Origin of the sequence: Phreatobacter sp. (assembly GCF_027532945.1) — a bacterium.
Lineage (GTDB): Bacteria > Pseudomonadota > Alphaproteobacteria > Rhizobiales > Phreatobacteraceae > Phreatobacter.
The window spans coordinates 54,558-76,689 of sequence record NZ_JAPZTZ010000008.1 but is presented as its reverse complement, the minus strand read 5'-3'; the positions used below and the strand labels follow the sequence as shown (position 1 = coordinate 76,689).

Sequence of the window (22,132 nt, the reverse complement as noted above, 5' to 3'; positions counted from 1 at the left end):
GACCTTCATCTCAGGCGGGCTCCGATCAACGGGGCGGCCCAACCAGCGTTTCGGCCATGACCGGCGTCAACCAGATCCGCAAGACCTTCCTCGATTTCTTCGCCAAGAACGGCCATGCCGTCGTGGATTCGTCGCCGCTCGTGCCGCGCAACGACCCGACGCTGATGTTCGCCAATTCCGGCATGGTGCAGTTCAAGAACGTCTTCACCGGTGTCGAGAAGCGGCCCTATTCCACCGCGACCACCGCGCAGAAATGCGTGCGCGCCGGCGGCAAGCACAACGATCTCGACAATGTCGGCTACACCGCCCGGCACCACACCTTCTTCGAGATGCTCGGCAATTTCTCGTTCGGCGACTATTTCAAGGATCGCGCCATCGAGCTGGCCTGGAACCTCATCACCAGGGAATACGAGCTTCCGGTCTCCCGCCTCCTCGTCACCGTCTATTCCGAGGACGACGAGGCCTTCGGCCTGTGGAAGAAGATCGCCGGCCTTCCAGATTCCAAGATCATTCGCATCCCGACCTCCGACAATTTCTGGCGCATGGGCGATACCGGCCCCTGCGGCCCCTGTTCGGAGATCTTCTACGACCACGGCGACAAGATCTGGGGCGGCCCGCCCGGCTCGGCCGAGGCCGACGGCGACCGCTTCATCGAGATCTGGAACCTCGTCTTCATGCAGTACGAGGAGCAGGCCGGTGGCATCCGCACCAACCTGCCGCGTCCCTCCATCGATACCGGCATGGGCCTCGAGCGCATTTCCGCCGTCCTTCAGGGCACCCACGACAATTACGAGATCGACCTGATGCGGGCGCTGATCGGCGCCTCGGCGGTCGAGACCGGCGTCGAGCCGGACGGGGCCCAGAAGGTCTCGCACCGGGTCATCGCCGACCACCTGCGCGCCTCGTCCTTCCTTGTCGCCGATGGCGTGCTGCCCTCCAACGAGGGCCGCGGCTACGTGCTCCGCCGCATCATGCGCCGCGCCATGCGCCACGCCTCGCTGCTCGGTGCCAAGGAGCCGCTGATGCACAAGCTGGTGCCGACGCTGGTGCGCGAGATGGGCCAGGCCTATCCCGAACTCGCCCGCGCCGAAGCGCTGATCGCCGAGACGCTGAAGCTCGAGGAGACGCGCTTCCGCAAGACGCTGGAGCGTGGCCTCACCATTCTCGATACCGAATCAGCGGGCCTGTCGGAGGGGGCGACCTTCTCCGGCGAGACCGCCTTCACGCTCTATGACACCTATGGCTTCCCGCTCGACCTGACGCAGGACGCGCTGCGCCCGCGCGGCATCGTCGTCGATACCGGCGCCTTCGACGCCGCCATGCAGCAGCAGAAGCAAAAGGCGCGCGCCGCCTGGGCGGGCTCCGGCGAGGCTGCCACCGACACGGTGTGGTTTGGCGTCAAAGAGAAGACCGGCGCCACGGAATTCCTCGGCTATGACACGGAAGCTGCCGAGGGCCAGATCCTCGCCGTGCTGAAGGACGGCGCCGAGGTCGCGGCGCTATCCGCCGGCGAGACCGGCCTCGTCGTCGTCAACCAGACGCCGTTCTACGGCGAATCCGGCGGCCAGCAGGGCGATCGCGGCAGCATGGCCGGCGAGGGTTTCCGCGCCGAGGTCACCGACACCCAGAAGAAGCTCGGCGATCTCTTCGTCCATGTGGTCTCCGTCACCGAGGGCCGTCTTGCCCCCGGCCAGCCGGTGCTGCTGGCCGTCGACCACGCGCGCCGCTCGGCCATCCGCTCGAACCATTCGGCCACGCACCTCCTGCACGAGGCGCTGCGCCAGATTCTCGGCGACCATGTCGCGCAGAAGGGCTCGCTGGTCTCGCCCGACCGGCTGCGCTTCGACTTCTCCCACAACAAGCCGATTGGCGACGATGAGCTTGCCGCGGTCGAGGACCTCGCCAACCGCGTCCTCCTCGCCAACACGCCCGTCGTCACCCGCCTGATGGGCCAGGAGGAGGCGGTGGCCTCCGGCGCCCGCGCGCTGTTCGGCGAGAAGTACGGCGACGAGGTTCGCGTCGTCTCGATGGGCCCGACGCCGGAAGGCTCCAATGCGTCCGGCTGGTCGGTCGAACTGTGCGGCGGCACCCATGTCGCCCGCACCGGCGATATCGGCCTCGTCACTGTGGTGGGTGAGGGCGCAGTCGCGGCCGGCGTCCGCCGCATCGAGGCGATGACGGGCGATGCCGCTCGCCGCCACCTCGCCGAGCAGGCGCGCAAGCTCGAGGCCGTCGCAGCCCTGGTGAAGACCTCGGTCGGCGATGTCGAGGCGCGCGTCGAGGCCCTGGTCGAGGATCGCCGCCGGCTCGAGCGTGAACTCGCCGAGGCGAAGAAGAAGCTCGCCATGGGTGGCGGCGCCGCCGGCGCCGATCCGATCAAGACGGTCGGCAGCGTCAAGCTGCTCGCCAAGAGCGTCACCGGCATCGACATGCGCGACCTCAAGGGCCTCGCCGATGCCGGCAAGGCGCAGGTCGGCTCGGGCGTCGTCGCCATTGTCGGCGTCACCGAGGACGGCAAGGCCGGCATCGTCGTCGGCGTCACGCCGGACCTCGCCGGCCGGCTGAACGCGGTCGATCTGGTTCGCGTCGGCTCCGAGGCGCTGGGTGGCAAGGGTGGCGGTGGCCGCCCCGACATGGCCCAGGCCGGCGGCCCCGACGGCAGCAAGGCCGACGAGGCCCTTGCCGCCATCGAGAAGGCGCTCGCCGCCGCCTGACGACCGCCCCTCCCGGATGCGCCGTCCGCGTTGACCGGCGGGCGGTGGGCTTGGCACAGTCCTCGGCGACGGCTCCACCTGGAAGCCGGGGAGCAGCCATGCCAACGGCCACCATGCGGCACCGGGCCTATGAGGCTCTCGACAAGGGCCTTGCGGGTTCGCCCGCGGCCGACGCCGTCCATGTGACGCTGATCGTCCTCATTATGGTCAACGTGGTCGCCGTCATCCTCGAATCCGTGCCCACGATCGCCGGGACCTACGGCACGCTGTTCGTCGTCGTCGAGATCGTGTCCACAGTGATCTTCACGATCGAGTATGGCGTGCGGCTGTGGACCGCGCCGGAGCATCCGCTGCTGCAATCGCTGAAGCCGCTGCGCGCCCGGCTGCGCCACGCGATGTCGCCGGCCATGGTGGTCGACCTCCTCGTCATCCTGCCCTTCTATGTCAGCCTGATCGGCGGGATCGACCTCCGGTTCCTGCTGCTGCTGCGCCTGGCCCGCTTCTTCAAGCTGGCGCGCTATTCGCCCGGTTTCGCCAGCCTGACCGAGGCTCTGTGGAGCGAGCGGCGGGCGCTCGGCGCCTCGCTCATCATCTTCATCGGCGTGCTCGTCATCGCCGCCGCGGCGATGCGCCTCGCCGAGCACGACGCCCAGCCCGACAAGTTCGCCACCATTCCCGACGCGCTGTGGTGGGCGGTCATCACCCTGACCACGGTGGGCTATGGCGATGTCTTTCCGGTCACGCCGGCAGGAAAGCTGATCGCCGGGGTGACCGCCATCACTGGCGTCGCCATGCTGGCCTTGCCGGTCGGCATCATCGCCACCGCCTTTGCCCGCGAGATCCAGCGCCGCGACTTCGTGGTGACCTGGAGCATGGTGTCGAGCGTGCCGCTCTTCGCCGGGCTCGATGCCGCCTCGATCGCCGATGTGATGCGGTCGCTGAAGAGCGTGACCTACGAGCCGGGCGCGGTCATCTGCCGTTCAGGACAGCAGGCGCGAGCGATGTTCGTGGTCGCCGAGGGCGAGGTGGTGGTCGAGACCGACGATGGGCCGATCGGGCTCGCTGCAGGCCAGTGCTTCGGTGAAACTGCGGTGCTGAACCGCACGCCGCTGCATGCGACTGTCCGCGCCATGCAGCGCGCCAAGGTGCTCATCCTCGATGCCGAGGACCTGCATCATCTCATGTCGCTGCGTCCCGCCATCGGGGTGGTCATCGCGGCCCAGGTGCAGAACCTGGCGGCGGGAGCGCCGGACCAGGCCTGAGCCGCTTCTGCCGGGTTGGTGGATATCACCTCGACGCAGCCTGCTTTTCCGGGCGAGGATGCCGGCATGACCGCACCATCGCCATCGACGATGTCCGCCACTCCGGCACTGAAGCGGCGGCTGGGACTCACGCTTCTCGTGCTCTATGGCGTCGGCATCACCGTGGGGGCCGGCATCTATGTGCTGATCGGCGCGGTTGCGGGCCGTGCCGGTCCCCACGCCCCCTGGGCATTCGTCATGGCGGCCGTCGTCATGGCGTTGACGGTGGCCTCCTATGCCGAGCTCTGCACCCGGTTTCCCGTCAGCGCGGGGGAGGCGGCCTATCTGCGGGAGGCCTTCGGATCGCGGCTCGTCTCGACGCTGACCGGGCTTCTGACCCTCGTGGTCGGCATCGTCTCATCCGCGGCGGTGACGCTTGGCGCCGCCGGCTATATCCACGCGCTGACGGGCTGGCCGCAGGAGGCCATCATCGTCGCGGTGGTGCTCGGCCTCGGCATCGTCGCCGCTTGGGGCATCCTCGAATCCGTCGTGCTGGCGGCGATCTTCACGGTGCTCGAGGTGGGCGGCCTCCTCATGGTCATCGTGGCCGCCACCGGCGCGGGCGTTCCCTATGGCGCGGCGATCGTCACGCTGCCGCCGATGGACCTCACGGTCCTGTCCGGGATCGCCGCGGCCAGCCTCATCGCCTTCTTCGCCTTCATCGGCTTCGAGGACCTCGCCAATGTGGCGGAGGAGGCACAGGATCCCCATCGCACCCTGCCGCTTGCCATGGTGCTGACGCTGGCCATCACCACCGTGCTCTATGTGGTCGTCGCGGCGGTCGCGGTGACGGCGGTCCTTCCCGCCGAATTGGCAGCCTCCGAGGCGCCCCTCAGCCTCGTCTTCCAGCGCGTGGCGGGAACGAGCCCGGTCACGCTGGGCCTCATCGCCATCGTGGCGACGCTCAACACCGTCCTCGCCCAGATGACCATGGCGACGCGCGTCGTCTATGGCATGGCGCGGCAGGGCGACCTGCCGGCACGGCTGGCCGCGGTCCATGCCGGCACCGGCACGCCGCTGCGGGCGACGGCTCTGGTTGCCATCGCGGTCCTGGTCCTTGCCCTCGGCTTCGGGCTGGAGCGCCTTGCCGCCGGCACCTCCTTCGCCACGCTGCTGATCTTCGCGCTGGTCAACCTCGCCCTGCTCCGCCTGAAATGGCGGGGCGTCGTCACGGCGGGCCCGCATGTCAGGGTGCCGGCCTGGATGCCGGCGGCGGGGCTTGTCACCTGCCTCGCCATGGCTGCGATGGCGCTGCTGCTGCGCTGAGCCCCGGGCCGGTTCAGAAGATCTTGCGGTACTGAACGAAGCCTGACCGGTCAGCGATGCGGTCGTAGAGCAGCATGGCGTGGGTGTTCGTCTCGTGGGTCAGCCAGTGGACGCGGCCGGCGCCCTTTTCCTTGGCGATCGCATAGACCTTTTCGATCAGGGCGCGGCCGGCGCCGGTGCCGCGCACCTCCGGATCGACGAAGAGGTCCTGCAGGTAGCAATAGTCCTCCACCGTCCAGCAGGAGCGGTGCAGGATGGCGTGGACGATGCCGACCATGCGCTCGCTGTCGAAGGCGCCATAGGCCCACATGGGCTCGGCCGGGTCATGAAAGCGCGCCCAGGTCACGTCGGTGACGGAGGCGGGGATGTCCACCTTGTAGAAGGCCTGGTAGCCGCGCCAGAGCGGCTCCCACTGGGCGCGGTCGGCCGGGGTGAGGAGGCGGGTCTCGGTGGCCATGGTTGGTCCTCGGTTCAGAGCGTGTGGCGGTAAAGGATGAAGCCGGGCTTCTCGGCGACCCGGTCGTAGAGCCGCATGGCGGTCGTGTTCGTCTCGTGGGTCGTCCAGTAGACGCGGCCGCAGCCGTGCCGCGCGGCGAAGGCGTAGACCGCCTCGATCAGCGCCTGGCCGACACCGCCGCCGCGCGTGTCGGGGGCGACGAAGACGTCGTTGAGATAGCAGGACGGCTGTTCGAACGAGGTGACGAGGTGGCGCACCGTATGGGCGATGCCGAGGAGGCGTGGCCCGTCGAAGGCGCCAAAGGCGTCGAGCGGCACGGCCGGGTCCATGAAACGCTGCCACGAGAGGTCGATCATCGCCTGAGGCAGGGTGCGGCCGTAAAAGGCCTGGTAGCCGCGCCAGAGCGGCTCCCACTGGGCGCGGTCGGCGGGGGTGAGCTCTCGGGTGGTGACGGTCATGCGGTCCTCTTCCCGCCGAGTGTGCCGATGGCGAGGTGAGCGTCCAGCGCGCTTTCGTCATCGGCGCCATCAGCGGCGGCGATGGAGGCCGATGGCAACGGCCCGTTAAGAGGTCGCGGGCATGCTTGTCGGTGAGGAAAGGATTTCCGCCATGGTCTCCAGTCTCGGCCCGAGTGCCTGGGACACGATGCAGTCGTTCCGCTCCAGCCGCAGCTACGGCGCGGCGCAGGGGCTGGCGAACTCGTCCGCCATGGCCAGCCAGCTCTTCGGGGCCGATCCTTCGACCAATGCCGCGTTGGCGATTTTCGGCGTCGACACGGGGTCAGCCGACAACCTCTTCGCCGCCACCAACGAGGGTCTCGAGGCCTCGATGACCATCGCCATGGCGCGCGTGGCCTGGGCCAAGGACACGCCGACCAAGGCGGACGAGGTGACCGCCAAGGCGCTGGCCGGCGACGGGCTCGGCGACATTTTCGACTTCTTCGCCTGAGGGGCTGCGGGTCTTTTCCGTTTCTGCCGCGATCGGCCATGCAAGCACCGACCGCTTGGTCATGCCCGGCCTTGTGCCGGGCATCCACGACTTGACCTCCGCCCTCCGAGACATTCGTGGATACCCGGGCCAAGCCCGGGCATGACGGAGAATGGCCGGCGAGGGCGGTGACCTCGTCCCTCTCCCGGATCAAGCCCTCCCCCGGAAACGACAAAGGCCGCCCGGATCGCTCCGGACGGCCCTGTCACACAGCGGCCGGGCCGCTGGTGTCAGTTCGTCGTCAGTTCCACTTGCCCATGGCGGCCGAGAGGTTCTCGGAGACCTTGTCGAGGAAGCCGGTGGTGGAGAGCCACTTCTGGTCGGCGCCGACGAGGAGCGCGAGGTCCTTGGTCATGTAGCCGGCCTCGACGGTGTCGATGCAGACCTTCTCCAGCTCCTCGGCGAAGCGCTTCAGCTGGGCGTTGTCGTCGAGCTTGGCGCGGTGCGCGAGGCCGCGCGACCAGGCGAAGATGGAGGCGATCGAGTTGGTCGAGGTCTCCTTGCCCTTCTGGTGCTCGCGGTAGTGGCGGGTGACGGTGCCGTGGGCGGCCTCGGCCTCGACGGTCTTGCCGTCGGGGGTCAGCAGCACGGAGGTCATCAGGCCGAGCGAGCCGAAGCCCTGGGCGACGATGTCCGACTGCACGTCGCCATCGTAGTTCTTGCACGCCCAGACATAGCCGCCGGACCACTTGAGCGCCGAGGCGACCATGTCGTCGATGAGGCGGTGCTCGTAGTGGATCTTCTTCTTGTCGAACTCGGCCTTGAACTCGGCGTCGAAGATCTGCTGGAAGATCTCCATGAAGCGGCCGTCATACTGCTTCAGGATGGTGTTCTTGGTCGACAGGTAGACCGGGTAGGAGCGGGCGAGGCCGTAGTTGAACGAGGCCCGGGCGAAGTCCTTGATGGACTCGTCGAGGTTGTACATGGCCATTGCGACGCCGGAGCCGGGGGCCTTGAAGACCTCGCGCTCGATGACCTGGCCGTCCTCGCCGACGAACTTGATGGTCAGCGTGCCCTTGCCGGGGAACTTGAAGTCGGTGGCGCGATACTGGTCACCGAAGGCATGGCGGCCGACGACGATCGGCTGGGTCCAGCCGGGGACGAGGCGCGGCACGTTCTTGCAGATGATCGGCTCGCGGAAGATGACGCCGCCGAGGATGTTGCGGATCGTGCCGTTGGGCGACTTCCACATCTCCTTCAGGCCGAACTCCTTCACGCGGCCCTCGTCGGGGGTGATGGTGGCGCATTTCACGCCGACGCCGTGCTTCTTGATGGCGTTGGCGGAGTCGATCGTCACCTGGTCGTTGGTGGCGTCGCGATGCTCCACGCCGAGATCGTAGTACTCGAGGTTCACGTCCAGATAGGGATGGATCAGCTTCTTCTTGATCAGATCCCAGATGATGCGGGTCATTTCATCGCCGTCGAGCTCGACGACGGTGCCCGTGACCTTGATCTTCGACATGGGTCGGCCTTGCAGGGGCGCTGCGGATCGTGAGGACTCAGCGTCGGGGCATCCGGTCGCGCGCCCTCCGACGTCCGGCGCCGCCGCCACTGGCGCGGGCCTCTTAGCAGAGGCAAGGCGCGGGGGACAGGGAGAAGAAAGGAGGGGGAGGGCGTCATTTACGCCGGAAATTCCGCGATGGGTCTGTTCATTCGCGTTTGTCCGGATGACAGCCTCCCGAAAGACCCGCTGACCGGCCCGGCCGCGATCGGCTAAGTCCAACGCCCCGTCTGGCGCGATCCCCTGGCCCCATGCACATCTTCGCCGCCCTGCTCCTCGCCTACGTCCTGTCGATCTTCTTCCGCTCGTTCCTCTCGGTGCTGGCGACGAAGATCATGGCGGACATGGGCATCGGCGCCACCGAGCTGGCCGCCATGAGCTCGGCCTGGTTCATCGTCTTCGCGGTGATGCAGTTCCCTGTCGGCTGGGCCCTCGATGCGCTGGGTCCGCGCCGCACCGTCCTGCCGCTGATGCTGGTCGGCGGCATCGGCGTCGTGCTCTTCCCCTTCGCGCCGGACGCCACCACGGGCGCCGTCGCCATGGGGCTCATCGGGGTCGGCTGCGCCCCGGTCTTCATGGGGGCGCTCTACATCTTCGCCCGCACCGCCGAGCCGCGGCGCTTCGGCCTGCTCGCCTCGCTGCTGCTCGGCTTCGGGTCCATCGGCAATCTCATTGGCACGACGCCGCTGGCGCTCGCCGCGGAAGCCTGGGGATGGCGGCAGGCGATGATGGGCCTCGCCGTGCTCTATGGCCTCGCCTTCGTGATGGCCGTGCTCTTCCTGAAGGACCCGCCGCGCATCGCCCCGCAGCCAGGATCGGGCGTCTTCGCCGGGCTCGGCGAGATCCTCCGGCAGCGCGTCATCTGGCTGTTCATGCCCATCGTCCTGTTCAGCTATGCCATCACCGTGACGCTGCGCGGCCTGTGGGTCGCGCCCTTCCTCGAAAAGGTGGTCGGCCTCGATACGATGGCGCAGGGCGATGTCGCGCTCGCCATGGCCATCGCCATGACGCTGAGCGCCTTTCTCTTCGGCGCCATCGAAAGCCGCATCGGCCGCGCCAAGGCGCTGGCGCTGGGCGGCAATCTCGTCATGGTCGGCGTGCTCGCCGCCCTCGCGGCGGTGGGAAAGCCGACCGTGCCGGCGGCAACCCTTGCCTTCATCGTGCTCGGCTTCTGCGGCTTCGGCTACACGATCCTCATGGCCCACATGCGCCCGCTCTTCCCCGACCACCTCGTGGGCCGCGGCATGACGCTGATGAACTTCCTCTTCATCGGCGGCGCCGCGCTGGTCCAGACCGGTTCGGGTTGGCTCATCGACCAGGGCCGCATGGCCGGGATCGGCGAGGTCGAGACCTTCGCGCGGATGCATCTGGTGCTGGCCGCGGTGCTGTTCGCGGCGACGCTGGTCTACATGCTGACGCCGCCGGGGCCGCGGCGGCGCTGAGGCGTCACGCCGCCTTCACTCGCCCCGCCACGGCCCGGATCTGCCGGGGGCCCGCCATCCAGATGGCGGCGGCGGAGGCAAGGCTCACGGCGATGCCGATGAGGAAGGCGAGGCGGTAGCTGCCGGTGAGGTCGTGGATGAGGCCGGTGACATAGGGCCCAGCGGCTCCCCCTGAGAGCGCCACGAACATGACCGTGCCGAAGATCGTGCCGAAATGCCGGCCCTGGAAGATCTCGGCCACCACGGCGCCCATGATCGAGGTGAGGCCATAGCCGAAGAAGCCCTGGACCGCGACCATGGCATAGACGAGGACGAGGGAGGGGGCGCTCTCCAGCGCCACCAGGGCGATGAAGCAGAGGGCGAAGCCGCCCACAGCGATGGTCCAGATCCATTCGCGGCCGATGCGGTCGGAGAGCGCGCCGAGGGCGATGCCGCCGGGCACGCCGAGCAGGCTGACGATGCCGAGCGCCCAGGCCGCCGCCGTCGAGCCGAAGCCGATCTCGACGAGGTACTTCGTCTGGTGGACCTGCACGGCGTACCAGACGTAGAGCCCGCCGAAATAGCCGGTGGCGAGCCACCAGAAGCGGGCGGTCCTGAGCGCCCGCGCCAGCGTCCAGTCGGTCGCGGCCCAGGCTGTGTCGATGATGTTGGAGGGCGGCGGGGTGGCGCCCGCCAGCGGCCGCGCATCGCCGTCGGGTTCGAGACCCATGTCCTGCGGGCGCTTGCGCAGGAGCAGGTTGAGCGGCGCGAGAACGACCAGGATGAGGATGCCCATGGCGAGGCTCGCCTGCCGCCAGCCCGCCCCGTCGATCATGGTCTGCACCCAGGGCAGCAGCGTCACCGAGCCGAGGCCGACACCGGCGAAGGCCATGCCGATGGCAAGGCCCCGGTTGCGGACGAACCAGTTGGGCAGGAACAGCGACTGGCCGGAATAGCCGAGGCAGACCGAACCGGAGCCGACGAGGACGCCGATGGTGAGATACAGGTGCCAGGGCTGGGAGGTGAGGGGGGCGAGCAGGAGCCCTGCACCCATCAGCACCACGCCGAGCTCCATCACCGTGCGCGGGCCGGTGCGGTCCATCAGCTTGCCCATGAGCGGGGAGAGAACCGCCGAGACAAGGAAGCCGAAGGAGAAGGCGCCGGCGGTGAGGCCGCGGTCCCAGCCGAACTCGTCGATGATGGGGGCATAGAGCAGGGAGAAGGAGGTGCGGGCGTTCACGCCGATGCCCATGGTGACGAAGGTCACCGCGACGATGACCCAGCCGTAATAGAAGGGCAGGCGCATGGGTCTCTCCCCGGCGCCCTTCTGTTCTATCGTTGACGGGCGCCGCCGGCATCATGGCCCGCGTCGTCCGCCGGGCCAATTCCGTCGAATGTCGTTTGCGAAGGTCATTTGCGGGCTGGACAGCTTTGCGGCTATGAGGCCGCCTTCCTCCAACACCGCCGAGCCCATGTCCGACGCCGAGACGCCCGATCCCGCCGAGACCCCGCCGCCCGCCGCGACGCCGGTCATCGTCCTCGTCGAGCCGCAGATGGCGGAGAATATCGGCACCACGGCGCGGGCCATGGCGAATTTCGGCCTGTCGCGCCTGCGCCTCGTCGCGCCCCGCGACGGCTGGCCCAATGCCAAGGCCTATCCGGCGGCCTCCGGCGCCAACCGGGTCCTCGATGAGGCGGAGCTGTTCGACACGCTGGAGGAGGCGATCGGCGATCTGTCCTACGTGCTCGCCACCACCGCCCGCCAGCATGACCAGGCCAAGCCCGTGGTCGGCCCGCGTGAGGCGGTGGGCGAGCTCGTGACACGGATCGGCGGCGGCGCGCAGGTTGGCGTCGTTTTTGGCCGCGAGCGCAACGGGTTGCTGAATGGCGAGGTGGCGCTGGCGGACGCCATCCTCACCTACCCCGTCAATCCCGACTTCTCCTCGCTCAACCTCGCCCAGGCCGTGCTGGTGCTCGGCTATGAATGGTTCTCCCAGGCGCGCGGCGGCGTGCTGCCCTATGGTGCGTCGCATGGCTCGGAGCCGGCCACCAAGGCGCAGATGCTCGCCTTCTTCCGTTCGCTGGAGACTTCGCTCGAGCGCGTCGAGTTCTTCCGTCCCCCGGAAAAGCGCGAGGGCATGGTCATCAACCTCCGCAACATCTTCCAGCGCATGGTGCTGACGCGCCAGGACGTGGCGACGCTCCACGGCGTCGTCACGGCGCTGGCGGAAGGTGCGCAGGGGCCGGCGCGCGGCGGCACGCTCACCCCCGACGGGGCGGAGGCGCTGCGCAATTTCCTCGCCGATTCCACCCGCGGCCTTACCGGCGGCACGGCGCCGATCCGCGGCATCTCCCGCCTCATCCGCCGCAATCCCACCGAGGCCGAGAAGGCCCTGTGGGAGGTGCTGGTGAAGGACCGGGGCTTTGCCGGCCGAGGCTTCAAGCGGGCGGTGCCGATCGGCCCGCATGTCGCCGATCTCGTCTCCTTCGACGAGCGGGTGGTGGTCGATTTCGAGCCGCATACGCAAGGGGATGCCGCCGCCGGCCGCCGCGCCGAGAAGCTCGCCTGGCTCGCCGAGCGCGGCTATCGCATCGTCGTGATGGAGGCGCGGGTGGTGGAGGCCGATCCGGCCGCTGCGCTCGAGGACCTGCGCGCCCGTCTGGCGGTGCTGCCGCCGCCGTCGCGCTAAGGGACCATTCACCCTGCCCTGTAACTCTGCGTTGCAGGCAGGGCGCAGCACGCGGATTCATCGATTTCGCCGGTTCGCGTTTACCGGTCGTCAGCCCTGATGGGCGCATTCATCCATCAAAGTCGATGGAGTTCGCGCCATGTCAGACCCTCTCGCCTGCAACGCGCCCCGCGCCGAAGGCCTGCGCGCGCGCCTCGCCCGGCTGGCGGCGCGCTTTCGCGCCTCCCGCTCCGGCGGCGTCGCCCTCATTTTCGCGATCGCCCTGCCGCCGCTGCTCGGCGTCGTCGGTTCGGCGGTCGACTACACCTTCACCTCGCGCGCCAAGGCCAAGCTCGACGGTGTCGCCGACATGGCAGCGCTTGTGGGCGTGAAGATTTCCGCGACCCTGCCGACGGCCACGGTGGCAAGGGCCAATGCCATCGCCACATTCAACGCCAACAATGACGCCATGGCGCGCGTCACCCTCACCAGCCTCGACATCACGGTGACCGACAGCGGTCTCGTGCGGTCGGCGACCGTTACCTATACCGCAACGGTCCAGACGGCCTTCATGGGCCTGTTCGGCTTCACCACCATGCAGATCGGCGGCACGGCCAAAGCGGCGTCGAACCTGCCCACCTATATCGACTTCTACCTGCTGCTCGACAATTCGCCGTCCATGGGCATCGGCGCCACGCCGGCGGACGTGGCCACCATGGTCGCCAACACTTCCGACCAGTGCGGCTTCGCCTGCCACGACCTGTCGAACCCATCGAACAACTACTACAAGCTCGCCAAAAAGCTGAACGTCACCATGCGCATCGACGTGGTGCGGCAGGCGACGCAATCGCTGATGGACACGGCGCAGTCCAGCCAGACGGTGACGGGTCAGTTCCGGGCGGCCATCTACACCTATGGCGAGTCCTGCACGGTGACCGGCCTCACCGAGATTGCAGCGCTCACGACGAGCCTGTCGTCGGCCAAGGGCAAGGCCAATTCCATCGACCTGATGACCATCCCCTATCAGAACTACAACAACGACCAGTGCACGGATAACACCGGCAACCTGACGGCCATCAACAAGCTGATCGCCACGCCCGGCGATGGCTCGACCGCTGCCGCGCCGCAGAAGGTTTTGATGCTGGTCGCCGACGGTGTCACGGATGCCTACTACCCGTCGAGCTGCACCCGGCCCACAGTGAGCGGCGGACGCTGCCAGGAGCCGCTCAATCCGGCGATCTGCGAGACGATCAAGGCGCGGGGCATCCGCATCGCGGTGCTCTACACCACCTACCTGCCGCTGCCGACGAACGGCTGGTACAACACCTGGATTTCACCGTTCCAGTCGACCATCGGCACACGGATGCAGAGCTGCGCCTCGCCGGGCCTCTTTTTCGAGGTGAGCCCGACCCAGGGCATCTCCACGGCCATGAACGCCCTGTTCCAGAAGGCTGTCGCCACCGCCCGCCTGACGCAGTGAGGCGTCACGCCCGGATGGCGATGGTCATGCCGGTCATGACCACGGCCATGCCGACGAGTTCGGAGGCCGAGGGCCATTCGCCCAGCAGGATGGCGCTCGCCACCGCAGTGATCGCCGGCACCAGCGGCAGGAAGAGCGAGGCGCGGGCCGCGCCCAGCCGCTGGTTGGCGGTGGCATAGAGGAAGACCGAGGCGATGCCGACGAGCAGGCCCTGGTAGATCGCCTGCAGGGCGATGGCGCCGATCCCTGCCGAGGCGATCTTCAGCGGTACGGCCAGCGCCAGGAGCGGCAGCACTGCCAGCGACAGGATCGACAGGGTGATGGTGATGTCGAGCGCGTCGGCTTGCCAGCGCTTGGCGAGGATGCCGAAGATCGCCCACATGGTGGACGCCAGCACGAAGAGCAGGTCGCCGCGCCAGGCGCCGTCCGAGGCTCCGGCGAAAAGGCCCTGTCCCGCCACGAGGCCGATGCCCGCGACGATCAGCACGAGGCCGACAATGCGCGCGGGCGGGCTCGTCTCGCGATAGGCGGCATAGGCTATGAGCGCCGTTACCACCGGGATGAGGCTCGGGGCGATGACCGCCGTGTGCAGGGCGGGGGCGAAGGTCGAGCCGCCGACGAGGACGGTGGAGAAGGGGGCGCCGGCGAGGAGGGTGAGGATGAGCGAGCGCTTCCAGCCGAGACGGCCGACGGGGAAAGGCTTCAGCCGCATCAGCCCGAAGGGCGCCAGCACGGCGGCGGCGGTGAGGAAGCGCAGCAGCGTCACGTCGACGGGCCCAAGGCCGTCGCCCACCGAGCGGCGCGACACCACGGCCTGGATGCCCCAGATCAGCGCCGCGCCGGCGCCGCAGGCAAGGCCGATCAGCGCGTCTCGTGAGGCGGGGGCTGCGGGTGGTGCTTCGGCCATGGGACGGGTCGCCTTGCGCGCCATCGGGCGCGTACGGCCTACCTGCCCCGCCGGGGCCGGGGCGACAACCCGGCCGAAGGCAGGGCAGGGGCGCGAATACCCCCGCCGATCCGCCGATGTTGACCCGTTACCGGTGACCGATAGGCTTCCTCCCCGGTACCCGCGAGGTGGCACGCCCATGGACGCGACGGCCCTTGCAGAGACGAGCGCGGCCTCGCCGGCTCCCGACGAGACCCTCGATGTGCTGATCGTCGGCGCCGGCATGTCCGGCATCGGCAGCGCCTATCACCTGGCGAAGCGCCTGCCGGACCTGACCTTTGCCGTGCTGGAGGCGCAGGACGGTTTCGGCGGCACCTGGCGAACCCATCGCTTCCCCGGCATCCGCTCCGACAGCGACCTCCACACCTTCGGCTACAGCTTCAAGCCCTGGACCGGCCCGCCCATCGCCACGGCGGCCGAGATCAAGGCCTATCTCGAGGGCATCATCGCCGAGAACGGCCTCGACCGCTTCATCCGCTACGGCCGCGCGGTGGTGGCGGCGGACTGGTCGGATGCCGAGCGGCGCTGGACGGTGACGGTGCGCGAGCGCGCAACCGGCGCGACGCGGCGGATCGCAACGCGCTTCCTGTGGATGTGCCAGGGCTATTACCGCCACGACGCGGGGCACGTGCCGGACTGGCCGGGCATGGCGGATTTCGCCGGCACCATGGTCCATCCGCAGACCTGGCCGGAGGATCTCGACACCACGGGCAAGCGGGTGGTCGTCATCGGCTCTGGTGCGACGGCGGCGACGCTCGTCCCCGCGCTTGCCGGGCGCTCGGCCCATGTCACCATGCTGCAGCGCTCGCCCACCTATTTCCGCACGGGCCGCAACGCCATCGAGCTCGCCGAGACGCTGCGCCAGCTCCAGGTCGACGAAAGCTGGATCCACGAGATCGTCCGCCGCAAGATCCTGTTCGATCAGGATGCCTTCACCCGGCAGACCTACGAGCAACCGGACAAGGTCAAGGCTGAGCTGATCGGCGTCATCCGCGCCATTCTCGGGCCTGACTACGACGTCGAGACCCATTTCACGCCGCGTTACCGGCCGTGGCGCCAGCGCATCGCCTTCGTGCCCGATGCCGACCTGTTCCACGCGATACGCCGGGGCGAGGCCTCCGTCGTCACCGGCGAGATCGAGCGATTCACTCACCGAGGCATCCTGATGCGGTCAGGGGAGGAGGTTCCCGCCGACATCGTCGCCACCGCCACCGGCTTCCGCCTCAGCGTCATGGGCGATATCCCCTTCAGCCGCGACGGCGTGCCGATCGACTTCGCCGAGACGGTGACCTGGCGGGGGACGATGTTCACGGGGGTGCCGAACCTCGTCTGGGTCTTCGGCTATTTCCGCGCCAGCTGGACGCTGCGTACCGACCTCGTCGCCGATCTCGTCTGCCGGCTCCTGCCGCACATGGCGGCGCGCGGCGCGGATGTCGTCGAGCCGGTGCTCGCCGCGGCGGATGCGGGAGCCCGCGGGCCGTGGACCGACCCGCAGGACTTCAACCCCGGCTATCTCCTCCGCGACCTCGACCGCCTGCCGAAGACGGCACCGGGCGAGGTCTGGCGGCACAGCCAGAACTACTGGGCCGACAAGGACGCCTTTCCGGTCATCGACCTCGACGATCCCGCCTTCCGCTACACCTGACGCGCCCCCGCAACGAAAAGGCCGCCGGACACGAGCCCGGCGGCCTTCGAGATCGTCGCTGCGGTGCTGGCTCAGCCGGCCTGGATCTGGGCGATGGCGGTGGCCATCAGCTCGTCCATGGTGCGGCGGATCTGGTGCTCGGACTGGCCGGCATTGGCGGCGTCGAGATCAGCCTTCACCTTGCGGAACACGTCGTCGTCGCCGGCCTCCTCGAAGTCCGACATGACGACGGACTTGGCATAGGCCTCGGCGTCGGCGCCGGTCTTGCCCATGAGCTCGGCGGCCCAGAGGCCGAGCAGCTTGTTGCGGCGCGCGGTCGCCTTGAACCGCAGCTCCTCGTCGTGGGCGAACTTCTTCTCGAAGCCTTCCTGGCGCTGGTCGAAGGTGCTCATCGGTGGCTCCTGGCTCGTCTGTCATCAGCATGGCGGATCGCCGATCCGCCGGGAAGGGGTCGTCCCCGTCGGCCTTGCATATAGTCGCCCGATCCCCACCTTGGCGAGAGCCTTGGCGTCGCATCGCGTCGCTTTGCCGTCTCATCCGGGCGCGTCCTGCACCGATTCATTGTGCATTGGCGAACGATCAGATAGGAAGGCAAGGCGGGCAAAGGCGTCAGCGCGCCCGATTCTGTGGGTCGCGCGCCCAATGCTTCGTCGCCGGAGACCGGCAAACCGGAAACCTGGTGAGAGATGGATTTCCTCAAGACACGGTATGTCCCTATGAGCCGCCGTCGCCGCATTTATGAAGGCAAGGCCAAGGTTCTCTACGAAGGCCCGGAACCGGGAACCCTCATCCAGCACTTCAAGGACGATGCCACGGCGTTCAACGCCAAGAAGCACGAGGTCATCGACGGCAAGGGCGTGCTCAACAACCGCATCTCCGAGTATCTCTTCTCGAAGCTCAACGACATCGGCGTGCCCACGCATTTCATCCGCCGGCTGAACATGCGCGAGCAGCTCATCCGCGAGGTGGAGATCATCCCGCTCGAGGTGGTGGTGCGCAATGTCGCCGCCGGCTCGCTGTCGACCCGCCTCGGCATCGAGGAGGGTACCCAGCTGCCGCGCTCGATCATCGAGTTCTATTACAAGAACGACGCGCTGAACGATCCGCTGGTCTCCGAGGAGCACATCACCGCCTTCGGCTGGGCGACGCCCCAGGAGATCGACGACATCATTGCGCTGGCCATCCGCGTCAATGACTTCCTCTCCGGCCTCTTCCTCGGCGCCGGCATCCGCCTCATCGACTTCAAGATGGAGTGCGGCCGCCTGTGGGAGAACGACATCATGCGGATCGTCGTCGCCGACGAGATCTCGCCGGATTCGTGCCGGCTGTGGGACATCCGCTCCAACGACAAGATGGACAAGGACCGCTTCCGCAAGGATCTCGGCGGGCTGATCGAGGCCTATACGGAAGTCGCCCGTCGCCTCGGCGTCATGGGCGAGAACGAGCGCCCGACCGGCCCGGTCCTCGTCCAGTAAGGCGCCGTGCGCGCTGACGTGCCCGCTTCTGCCTCGTCCCGCGGTATCGCCGCGGGCGAGGTTTTTTCGCTCCTGCGGGCCGGCTTCCTTGCCGTGGTCGGCGTCGTCATGCTGGCGTCCTGCGCCTATGTGCCGGTGGCGGTAGACGGCGTTTCCGTCCGCCCCGATGTCGCGGCGGGGGCCGCTTCCGACAATCCCTGGATCTTCGTGCCCGCCAATGGCTGGATCACCCGAGACACGGTGATCCCGGTCTCGGTCGGCGCCTGCGCCGCGACATCCTGCCCCCAGAAGGTGGCGGTGGCGGTGATCGAGGCGCGCGGCGCCGAGGCGCGGGCGCTGGCACGGAGCCTCAACGATCCCCGCAGCCTTGTGACCCGCATCAGCGAGGGCAATCGGCGCCGCATCGCGCTGGTGACACAGGCCCAGCGCGGCGTGCCGCGGGCGACTGCCGCCCGCCGCATTCCGTACCGCGTCGTCAGCCGCACCGCCGCCTTCCGTCACCGGACCTTGAGCGGCTTCACGCTGGAGATGCGCCGTGCCGCGGCTGGCCGCAACGAGGCCCGTCCCGCCCATGCCGCCGTGCTTGCCCGGTCGCGCGGCGGGACCGTGAAGCTGGTCCTCGTCATCGGTGAGCGGGCAGGGCAGGTGCAGGCCACCGCCCGCGCCGTCGCCGACGCCAACCTCTAGACCGCTCCGCCGCCTTTTCGCCCGCCCCTCGCCGTCAAACGGAAATGTTCGGCTGGCACAAGGGCGCGTCATCCCGCCCTCAGGTGCCCCATGATTCGTCGTCTCGTTGTCGCTCTCGGCCTTGCCGCCGCCACGCTTGCCCCCGCGCCGATGCTCCAGGCGCAGGAGGCGCCCGCGGCCGCGGTCGTCAATGTCGAGGGATGGGAGCGCCAGGTCGCCCAGACCGGCACTGTCTTCTACCGCTGCAAGCCGGGCGGCAGCTGCGCCGCCGGCTCCACGGTGAGCTTTCGCGGCCAGGCCGCGGCTCCCGTGCCGACCGTCGCCGTCTACCGCGAGCGGCAGGAGGGCCTGAACCGCCGCATGGTCGAGCAGAGCAATGGCCGCCTGTCCGCCGTCGAGATCATCGAGGTCGCCGAATCGACCCGTGGCACCGCCAAGGTGCTCACTGCCGTTAAGGCGCTCGTCGCCGTGAACGGTCCGCGCCAGTTCCTCGCCACCAGCCTCGTCGCCGATGGTGACCGACATTTCTCCATCGTCTCGACCGCGGCGACCGAGGCTGCCTCGCGCGCCAATGTCGCGACCTTCCTGCCGGCCCTGCTCGCCGCGCCGCGCAGCGCCACCGCCCCGCCGCCGGCTCCGGCCGGCCAGCCGGCGCGCCCCGCCGAGCCGCGCCGTACCCCCTGATGCGGGGAAAGACGGCGGTTCGGGCGTCAAGCGCCCATTCCTCCATTGATCGCGGCGGCGTGGCGGTCTAGACGGACCCCATTCCGAACCCGCCGAGGAGCGCCCGATGAAGGCCCGCGTCACCGTCACGCTGAAGACCGGCGTTCTCGATCCGCAGGGCAAGGCGATCGAGGGCGCGCTGAAGAGCCTTGGCGTCGAGGGCATCGGCGCGGTGCGCCAGGGCAAGGTCTTCGACCTCGAGATCGCCGACATGGACCGCGCCGCCGCGGAAGCCGCCATCAAGGCGGCCTGCGAGAAGCTGCTGGCCAATACGGTGGTCGAGAACTACCGCATCGACATCGCCTGAGCGGGAGAACGCCGATGAAGGCCGCCGTCATCGTCTTTCCCGGATCGAACCGCGAGCGCGATATCGCCTATGCGCTGGAGCTGACCTCGGGCCAGAAGCCCGCCCTGGTCTGGCACGGCGACCGCGACCTGCCGGCCGGCACCGACCTCGTCGTGCTCCCCGGCGGCTTCTCCTATGGCGATTATCTGCGCTGCGGCGCCATTGCTGCCCGCGCCACCATCATGGACGCGGTGCGGGCCCATGCGGCGCGTGGCGGCCTCGTGCTCGGCGTCTGCAACGGCTTCCAGATCCTCTGCGAGGCGGGGCTGCTGCCAGGCGTGCTGATGCGCAACGCGCAGCTCAAGTTCATCGCCCGCAACGTCCACCTGAAGGTCGAGCGCTCCGATACGCCCTTCACCCGCCGCTACAATGCGGGCGCGGTGATCGAGGTGCCGGTGGCGCATGGCGAGGGCAATTTCATTGCCGATGCCGAGACGGTCGCAAAGCTCGAGGGCGAGGGGCGGGTGATCTTCCGCTATTGCGACGCGGCAGGCCAGGTAACGGCGGGCGCCAATGTCAACGGCGCCACCAATGCCATTGCCGGCATCGTCTCGGAGAACCGCCGCGTGCTCGGCATGATGCCGCATCCCGAGAACCACGTTGACCCGGCCATCGGCTCCACCGACGGCCGCGGCCTGTTCGAGAGCCTCGCCGAGGCGCTCCAGACGGCGTGAGGGCGGGGCCGTTCGGGCTGCAGACCAGCCAGTGCGTCCTTCGAGGCTCGCTATCGCTCGCACCTCAGGATGAGGTGGGTTGGCGTGTTGCACCGAGGCTACCGGTGCGCGGCGCCGCGCTGTCTTTTCGACGCTGATGCCACGCTCCCCTCTCCTCATCCTGAGGTGCGAGCGGTAGCGAGCCTCGAAGGACGCACTTGGGTCATGCAGGGCTGCCGCCCGCAGCAGCACCGGACCCTTCCGTTATTCCCGCACCAAACCCGCATGACGATGCCGCGAGGGCTCCGCCCCAACCCTCTCCCCTCGCGGGAGAGGGTGCCCGCGTCGGCGGGCGGGTGAGGGGGATTGCCGATCGCCCTTTGCTTCGCCCCTCATCCGGCGCCTCATAGCATCGAGCGAACGCGAGATGCGTTCGCATCTCGCTATCCGGCGCCACCTTCTCCCACGAGCGGAGAAGGAAAGGGCAGTCGAGCGCCTCTCACGCCGACAGGCGCATCCGCTTGATCATGCTGGTGATCGCCTTGAAGGCGTCGCCGATGCCGCCGGAACTCGTCACGTTGAAATACATCGACGGGTCGGTGGCGCAGGCGCGCAGCAGCGCCGCATTGCCCTCGATGACCCGCACCGTGAACAGCGTCACGCCCGTCGCCTTCACCGCGTTGCAGGCGAGCGCCGTGCGGGCGTCGATGGACGAGGTGGTGCCGGTCCAGCGGTTCTGGGTGTTGTCGCCATCGGTCAGCAGGATCATGTAGCGCAGCACATCGGGGCTGGTCTCGCTCTGCGCGAAGGGCGCGCCAGGCGAAGCGATCGCGAGGCCCGTCTGCAGGCCGATGGTGATGTTGGTGTTGCCGGCCGGATGCATGGCGGCGATGGTCGCGCGCGCCAGGGCGAAATTGGTCGAGAGCGGCTGGACGGCGGCGAGCAGGCCGGTGGCGCATTTGGCCCCGCGATAGCGCGTGGGGTCCGAGGTCGGCGCGGCGTCGGTGGTGTCGGCGGGCTGGTCCCGGTCGGTGAGGCAGCCGGTCCAGTCGGTGCGCGTGGTGACAAGCGACGAGGCGATGCCGGTGCCATCGAAGCGCAGCCAGGACTCGTTGCGATAGCCGGTGCCGATGTTCACCTGGGTGTCGAACGGCACGACGGCGATCTTCACCTGGTCGGACGAGACGCGGTTCGCCTCGAGATCGGCGATGAGGTCGAGGGCGGCGGATTTCAGCGCCGTCATCTTGCCGCTCCAGCCCATCGAGCCGGTATTGTCGAGGACGAGGGTGATCTCGATCTTCGGCTCGTTCCACGAGGCCTGGGAGGCGACGCCAATCGGCATGGCGCTGACGCCCATGGTCGCGGCGATGGTGGTCTGCAAGCTGCCGTCGATGGCGAGGCGGATGGTGTTGCCGGTGCGGTTCACCTGCAGGGTCCCGAGCGTCAGGTCGGCGGGACGGGTGAAATTGCCGGCGAAGGCCTTGTTCGCAGCATCCTGCAGGGCGGTGTCGGAGAGGCGCCGCGAATCCTTGGCCACGGCCAGCGAGGCGGCATCGAGAGCCGCCTGGATCTGCGTGCTGGTGCGGGAGGCGCGGGTATAATCCACCGCCGCGCCGACCACGCCGAACAAGGGCAGGGCCGCCATGGCGAAGAGCATGGCGACGTTAGCGCGGGTGTCGGACCCGAATCGAGACAGAGTCTTCGTCATCTGTGCCGCTCCCGGACGTCCGCCCCGTCCGACGGCGTCCCTGGGGCCGACGCTTCAAGCCGCGTGCCGTTGATGCCGTCTTGCTGCGGGAAACCGCCTTTCGCCGTTGCGAAACGGGGGCGCGGGGGCTAAGTGCAACGCTTCACGGACTGG

20 protein-coding genes are annotated in these 22,132 nt (G+C 68.6%); 13 read left to right on the top strand and 7 right to left on the bottom strand.

Going from position 1 to position 22,132, the window contains the following annotated elements:
• Window positions 1-56 precede the first annotated feature (56 nt).
• The 3 genes from alaS (at window position 57) to O9344_RS06285 (ending at window position 5,281) form a co-directional block, all read left to right on the top strand.
• Window positions 57-2,714 (top strand): alanine--tRNA ligase, encoded by a 2,658-nt coding sequence (gene alaS / locus O9344_RS06295; protein ID WP_298474341.1) that lies wholly within the window; start codon window positions 57-59, stop codon window positions 2,712-2,714.
• A gap of 98 nt (window positions 2,715-2,812) precedes the next feature.
• Window positions 2,813-3,976: a cyclic nucleotide-gated ion channel gene (locus tag O9344_RS06290; RefSeq protein WP_298474339.1), complete on the top strand. Its 1,164-nt coding sequence runs from the start codon at window positions 2,813-2,815 to the stop codon at window positions 3,974-3,976.
• Between the two features lie 66 nt (window positions 3,977-4,042).
• The gene (locus O9344_RS06285; RefSeq protein WP_298474337.1) at window positions 4,043-5,281 is read left to right on the top strand and encodes an amino acid permease; all 1,239 of its coding nucleotides are present in this window, start codon (window positions 4,043-4,045) and stop codon (window positions 5,279-5,281) included.
• A 13-nt stretch (window positions 5,282-5,294) separates the two neighbouring features.
• On the opposite strand, the gene O9344_RS06280 is transcribed toward O9344_RS06285, so the two are convergent.
• The gene (locus O9344_RS06280; protein WP_298474335.1) at window positions 5,295-5,738 is read right to left on the bottom strand and encodes a GNAT family N-acetyltransferase; all 444 of its coding nucleotides are present in this window, start codon (window positions 5,736-5,738) and stop codon (window positions 5,295-5,297) included.
• Between the two features lie 14 nt (window positions 5,739-5,752).
• Window positions 5,753-6,196, bottom strand: coding sequence for a GNAT family N-acetyltransferase (locus O9344_RS06275; RefSeq protein ID WP_298474333.1), 444 nt, complete (start codon window positions 6,194-6,196; stop codon window positions 5,753-5,755).
• 151 nt (window positions 6,197-6,347) lie between these two features.
• On the opposite strand from O9344_RS06275, the gene O9344_RS06270 reads away from it, so the two are divergent.
• The gene (locus O9344_RS06270) at window positions 6,348-6,686 is read left to right on the top strand and encodes a hypothetical protein (protein ID WP_298474331.1); all 339 of its coding nucleotides are present in this window, start codon (window positions 6,348-6,350) and stop codon (window positions 6,684-6,686) included.
• Window positions 6,687-6,966: 280 nt separating this feature from the next.
• On the opposite strand, the gene O9344_RS06265 is transcribed toward O9344_RS06270, so the two are convergent.
• Complete coding sequence (locus O9344_RS06265; protein ID WP_298474329.1) at window positions 6,967-8,187, bottom strand: NADP-dependent isocitrate dehydrogenase; 1,221 nt, start codon at window positions 8,185-8,187, stop codon at window positions 6,967-6,969.
• A 290-nt stretch (window positions 8,188-8,477) separates the two neighbouring features.
• Between O9344_RS06265 and O9344_RS06260 the strand changes: the two genes are divergently transcribed.
• Window positions 8,478-9,668, top strand: a complete 1,191-nt coding sequence (locus tag O9344_RS06260) for an MFS transporter (protein ID WP_298474327.1) — start codon at window positions 8,478-8,480, stop codon at window positions 9,666-9,668.
• Between the two features lie 4 nt (window positions 9,669-9,672).
• On the opposite strand, the gene O9344_RS06255 is transcribed toward O9344_RS06260, so the two are convergent.
• Complete coding sequence (locus O9344_RS06255) at window positions 9,673-10,953, bottom strand: MFS transporter (protein WP_298474324.1); 1,281 nt, start codon at window positions 10,951-10,953, stop codon at window positions 9,673-9,675.
• Between the two features lie 166 nt (window positions 10,954-11,119).
• On the opposite strand from O9344_RS06255, the gene O9344_RS06250 reads away from it, so the two are divergent.
• Window positions 11,120-12,337 carry a TrmJ/YjtD family RNA methyltransferase gene (locus O9344_RS06250; RefSeq protein WP_298474322.1) on the top strand — a complete coding sequence of 406 codons (1,218 nt, stop codon included), beginning with the start codon at window positions 11,120-11,122 and terminating at the stop codon, window positions 12,335-12,337.
• A 139-nt stretch (window positions 12,338-12,476) separates the two neighbouring features.
• Window positions 12,477-13,796: a TadE/TadG family type IV pilus assembly protein gene (locus O9344_RS06245; RefSeq protein WP_298474320.1), complete on the top strand. Its 1,320-nt coding sequence runs from the start codon at window positions 12,477-12,479 to the stop codon at window positions 13,794-13,796.
• A 4-nt stretch (window positions 13,797-13,800) separates the two neighbouring features.
• Here O9344_RS06245 and O9344_RS06240 read toward each other — a convergent pair whose 3' ends face one another.
• The gene (locus O9344_RS06240; protein WP_298474318.1) at window positions 13,801-14,703 is read right to left on the bottom strand and encodes a DMT family transporter; all 903 of its coding nucleotides are present in this window, start codon (window positions 14,701-14,703) and stop codon (window positions 13,801-13,803) included.
• Between the two features lie 178 nt (window positions 14,704-14,881).
• On the opposite strand from O9344_RS06240, the gene O9344_RS06235 reads away from it, so the two are divergent.
• Window positions 14,882-16,387: an NAD(P)/FAD-dependent oxidoreductase gene (locus O9344_RS06235; RefSeq protein ID WP_298474316.1), complete on the top strand. Its 1,506-nt coding sequence runs from the start codon at window positions 14,882-14,884 to the stop codon at window positions 16,385-16,387.
• A 71-nt stretch (window positions 16,388-16,458) separates the two neighbouring features.
• On the opposite strand, the gene O9344_RS06230 is transcribed toward O9344_RS06235, so the two are convergent.
• Window positions 16,459-16,779, bottom strand: coding sequence for a DUF1476 domain-containing protein (locus O9344_RS06230; RefSeq protein WP_298474314.1), 321 nt, complete (start codon window positions 16,777-16,779; stop codon window positions 16,459-16,461).
• Between the two features lie 294 nt (window positions 16,780-17,073).
• Between O9344_RS06230 and purC the strand changes: the two genes are divergently transcribed.
• From purC to purQ, 5 genes are all read left to right on the top strand, one after another.
• Entirely contained in the window at window positions 17,074-17,862 is a 789-nt protein-coding gene (gene purC / locus O9344_RS06225) for a phosphoribosylaminoimidazolesuccinocarboxamide synthase (RefSeq protein WP_108178677.1), read from the top strand.
• An 18-nt stretch (window positions 17,863-17,880) separates the two neighbouring features.
• On the top strand, window positions 17,881-18,549 hold the full coding sequence (locus O9344_RS06220) for a hypothetical protein (RefSeq protein WP_298474310.1): 669 nt from the start codon (window positions 17,881-17,883) through the stop codon (window positions 18,547-18,549).
• Between the two features lie 90 nt (window positions 18,550-18,639).
• Window positions 18,640-19,233: a hypothetical protein gene (locus O9344_RS06215; protein WP_298474308.1), complete on the top strand. Its 594-nt coding sequence runs from the start codon at window positions 18,640-18,642 to the stop codon at window positions 19,231-19,233.
• A 106-nt stretch (window positions 19,234-19,339) separates the two neighbouring features.
• A complete protein-coding gene (gene purS / locus O9344_RS06210) occupies window positions 19,340-19,579 on the top strand; it encodes a phosphoribosylformylglycinamidine synthase subunit PurS (RefSeq protein WP_298474306.1) in 240 nt (79 codons plus the stop codon).
• A 14-nt stretch (window positions 19,580-19,593) separates the two neighbouring features.
• Window positions 19,594-20,292, top strand: a complete 699-nt coding sequence (gene purQ, locus O9344_RS06205; protein WP_298474304.1) for a phosphoribosylformylglycinamidine synthase subunit PurQ — start codon at window positions 19,594-19,596, stop codon at window positions 20,290-20,292.
• Window positions 20,293-20,770: 478 nt separating this feature from the next.
• On the opposite strand, the gene O9344_RS06200 is transcribed toward purQ, so the two are convergent.
• Window positions 20,771-21,979, bottom strand: coding sequence for a pilus assembly protein (locus O9344_RS06200; protein ID WP_298474302.1), 1,209 nt, complete (start codon window positions 21,977-21,979; stop codon window positions 20,771-20,773).
• Window positions 21,980-22,132 lie beyond the last annotated feature (153 nt).

Coding starts and splice junctions, on each gene's coding strand:
- O9344_RS06235 (WP_298474316.1), top strand. CDS start 14,882: ATGGACGCGACGGCCCTTGCAGAGACGAGCGCGGCCTCGCCGGCTCCC.
- O9344_RS06255 (WP_298474324.1), bottom strand. CDS start 10,953: ATGCGCCTGCCCTTCTATTACGGCTGGGTCATCGTCGCGGTGACCTTC.
- O9344_RS06240 (WP_298474318.1), bottom strand. CDS start 14,703: ATGGCCGAAGCACCACCCGCAGCCCCCGCCTCACGAGACGCGCTGATC.
- purS (WP_298474306.1), top strand. CDS start 19,340: ATGAAGGCCCGCGTCACCGTCACGCTGAAGACCGGCGTTCTCGATCCG.
- O9344_RS06265 (WP_298474329.1), bottom strand. CDS start 8,187: ATGTCGAAGATCAAGGTCACGGGCACCGTCGTCGAGCTCGACGGCGAT.
- O9344_RS06200 (WP_298474302.1), bottom strand. CDS start 21,979: ATGACGAAGACTCTGTCTCGATTCGGGTCCGACACCCGCGCTAACGTC.
- O9344_RS06260 (WP_298474327.1), top strand. CDS start 8,478: ATGCACATCTTCGCCGCCCTGCTCCTCGCCTACGTCCTGTCGATCTTC.
- O9344_RS06280 (WP_298474335.1), bottom strand. CDS start 5,738: ATGGCCACCGAGACCCGCCTCCTCACCCCGGCCGACCGCGCCCAGTGG.
- O9344_RS06250 (WP_298474322.1), top strand. CDS start 11,120: ATGTCCGACGCCGAGACGCCCGATCCCGCCGAGACCCCGCCGCCCGCC.
- O9344_RS06290 (WP_298474339.1), top strand. CDS start 2,813: ATGCCAACGGCCACCATGCGGCACCGGGCCTATGAGGCTCTCGACAAG.
- O9344_RS06215 (WP_298474308.1), top strand. CDS start 18,640: ATGATTCGTCGTCTCGTTGTCGCTCTCGGCCTTGCCGCCGCCACGCTT.
- O9344_RS06275 (WP_298474333.1), bottom strand. CDS start 6,196: ATGACCGTCACCACCCGAGAGCTCACCCCCGCCGACCGCGCCCAGTGG.
- O9344_RS06230 (WP_298474314.1), bottom strand. CDS start 16,779: ATGAGCACCTTCGACCAGCGCCAGGAAGGCTTCGAGAAGAAGTTCGCC.
- O9344_RS06270 (WP_298474331.1), top strand. CDS start 6,348: ATGGTCTCCAGTCTCGGCCCGAGTGCCTGGGACACGATGCAGTCGTTC.
- purC (WP_108178677.1), top strand. CDS start 17,074: ATGGATTTCCTCAAGACACGGTATGTCCCTATGAGCCGCCGTCGCCGC.
- O9344_RS06285 (WP_298474337.1), top strand. CDS start 4,043: ATGACCGCACCATCGCCATCGACGATGTCCGCCACTCCGGCACTGAAG.
- alaS (WP_298474341.1), top strand. CDS start 57: ATGACCGGCGTCAACCAGATCCGCAAGACCTTCCTCGATTTCTTCGCC.
- purQ (WP_298474304.1), top strand. CDS start 19,594: ATGAAGGCCGCCGTCATCGTCTTTCCCGGATCGAACCGCGAGCGCGAT.
- O9344_RS06245 (WP_298474320.1), top strand. CDS start 12,477: ATGTCAGACCCTCTCGCCTGCAACGCGCCCCGCGCCGAAGGCCTGCGC.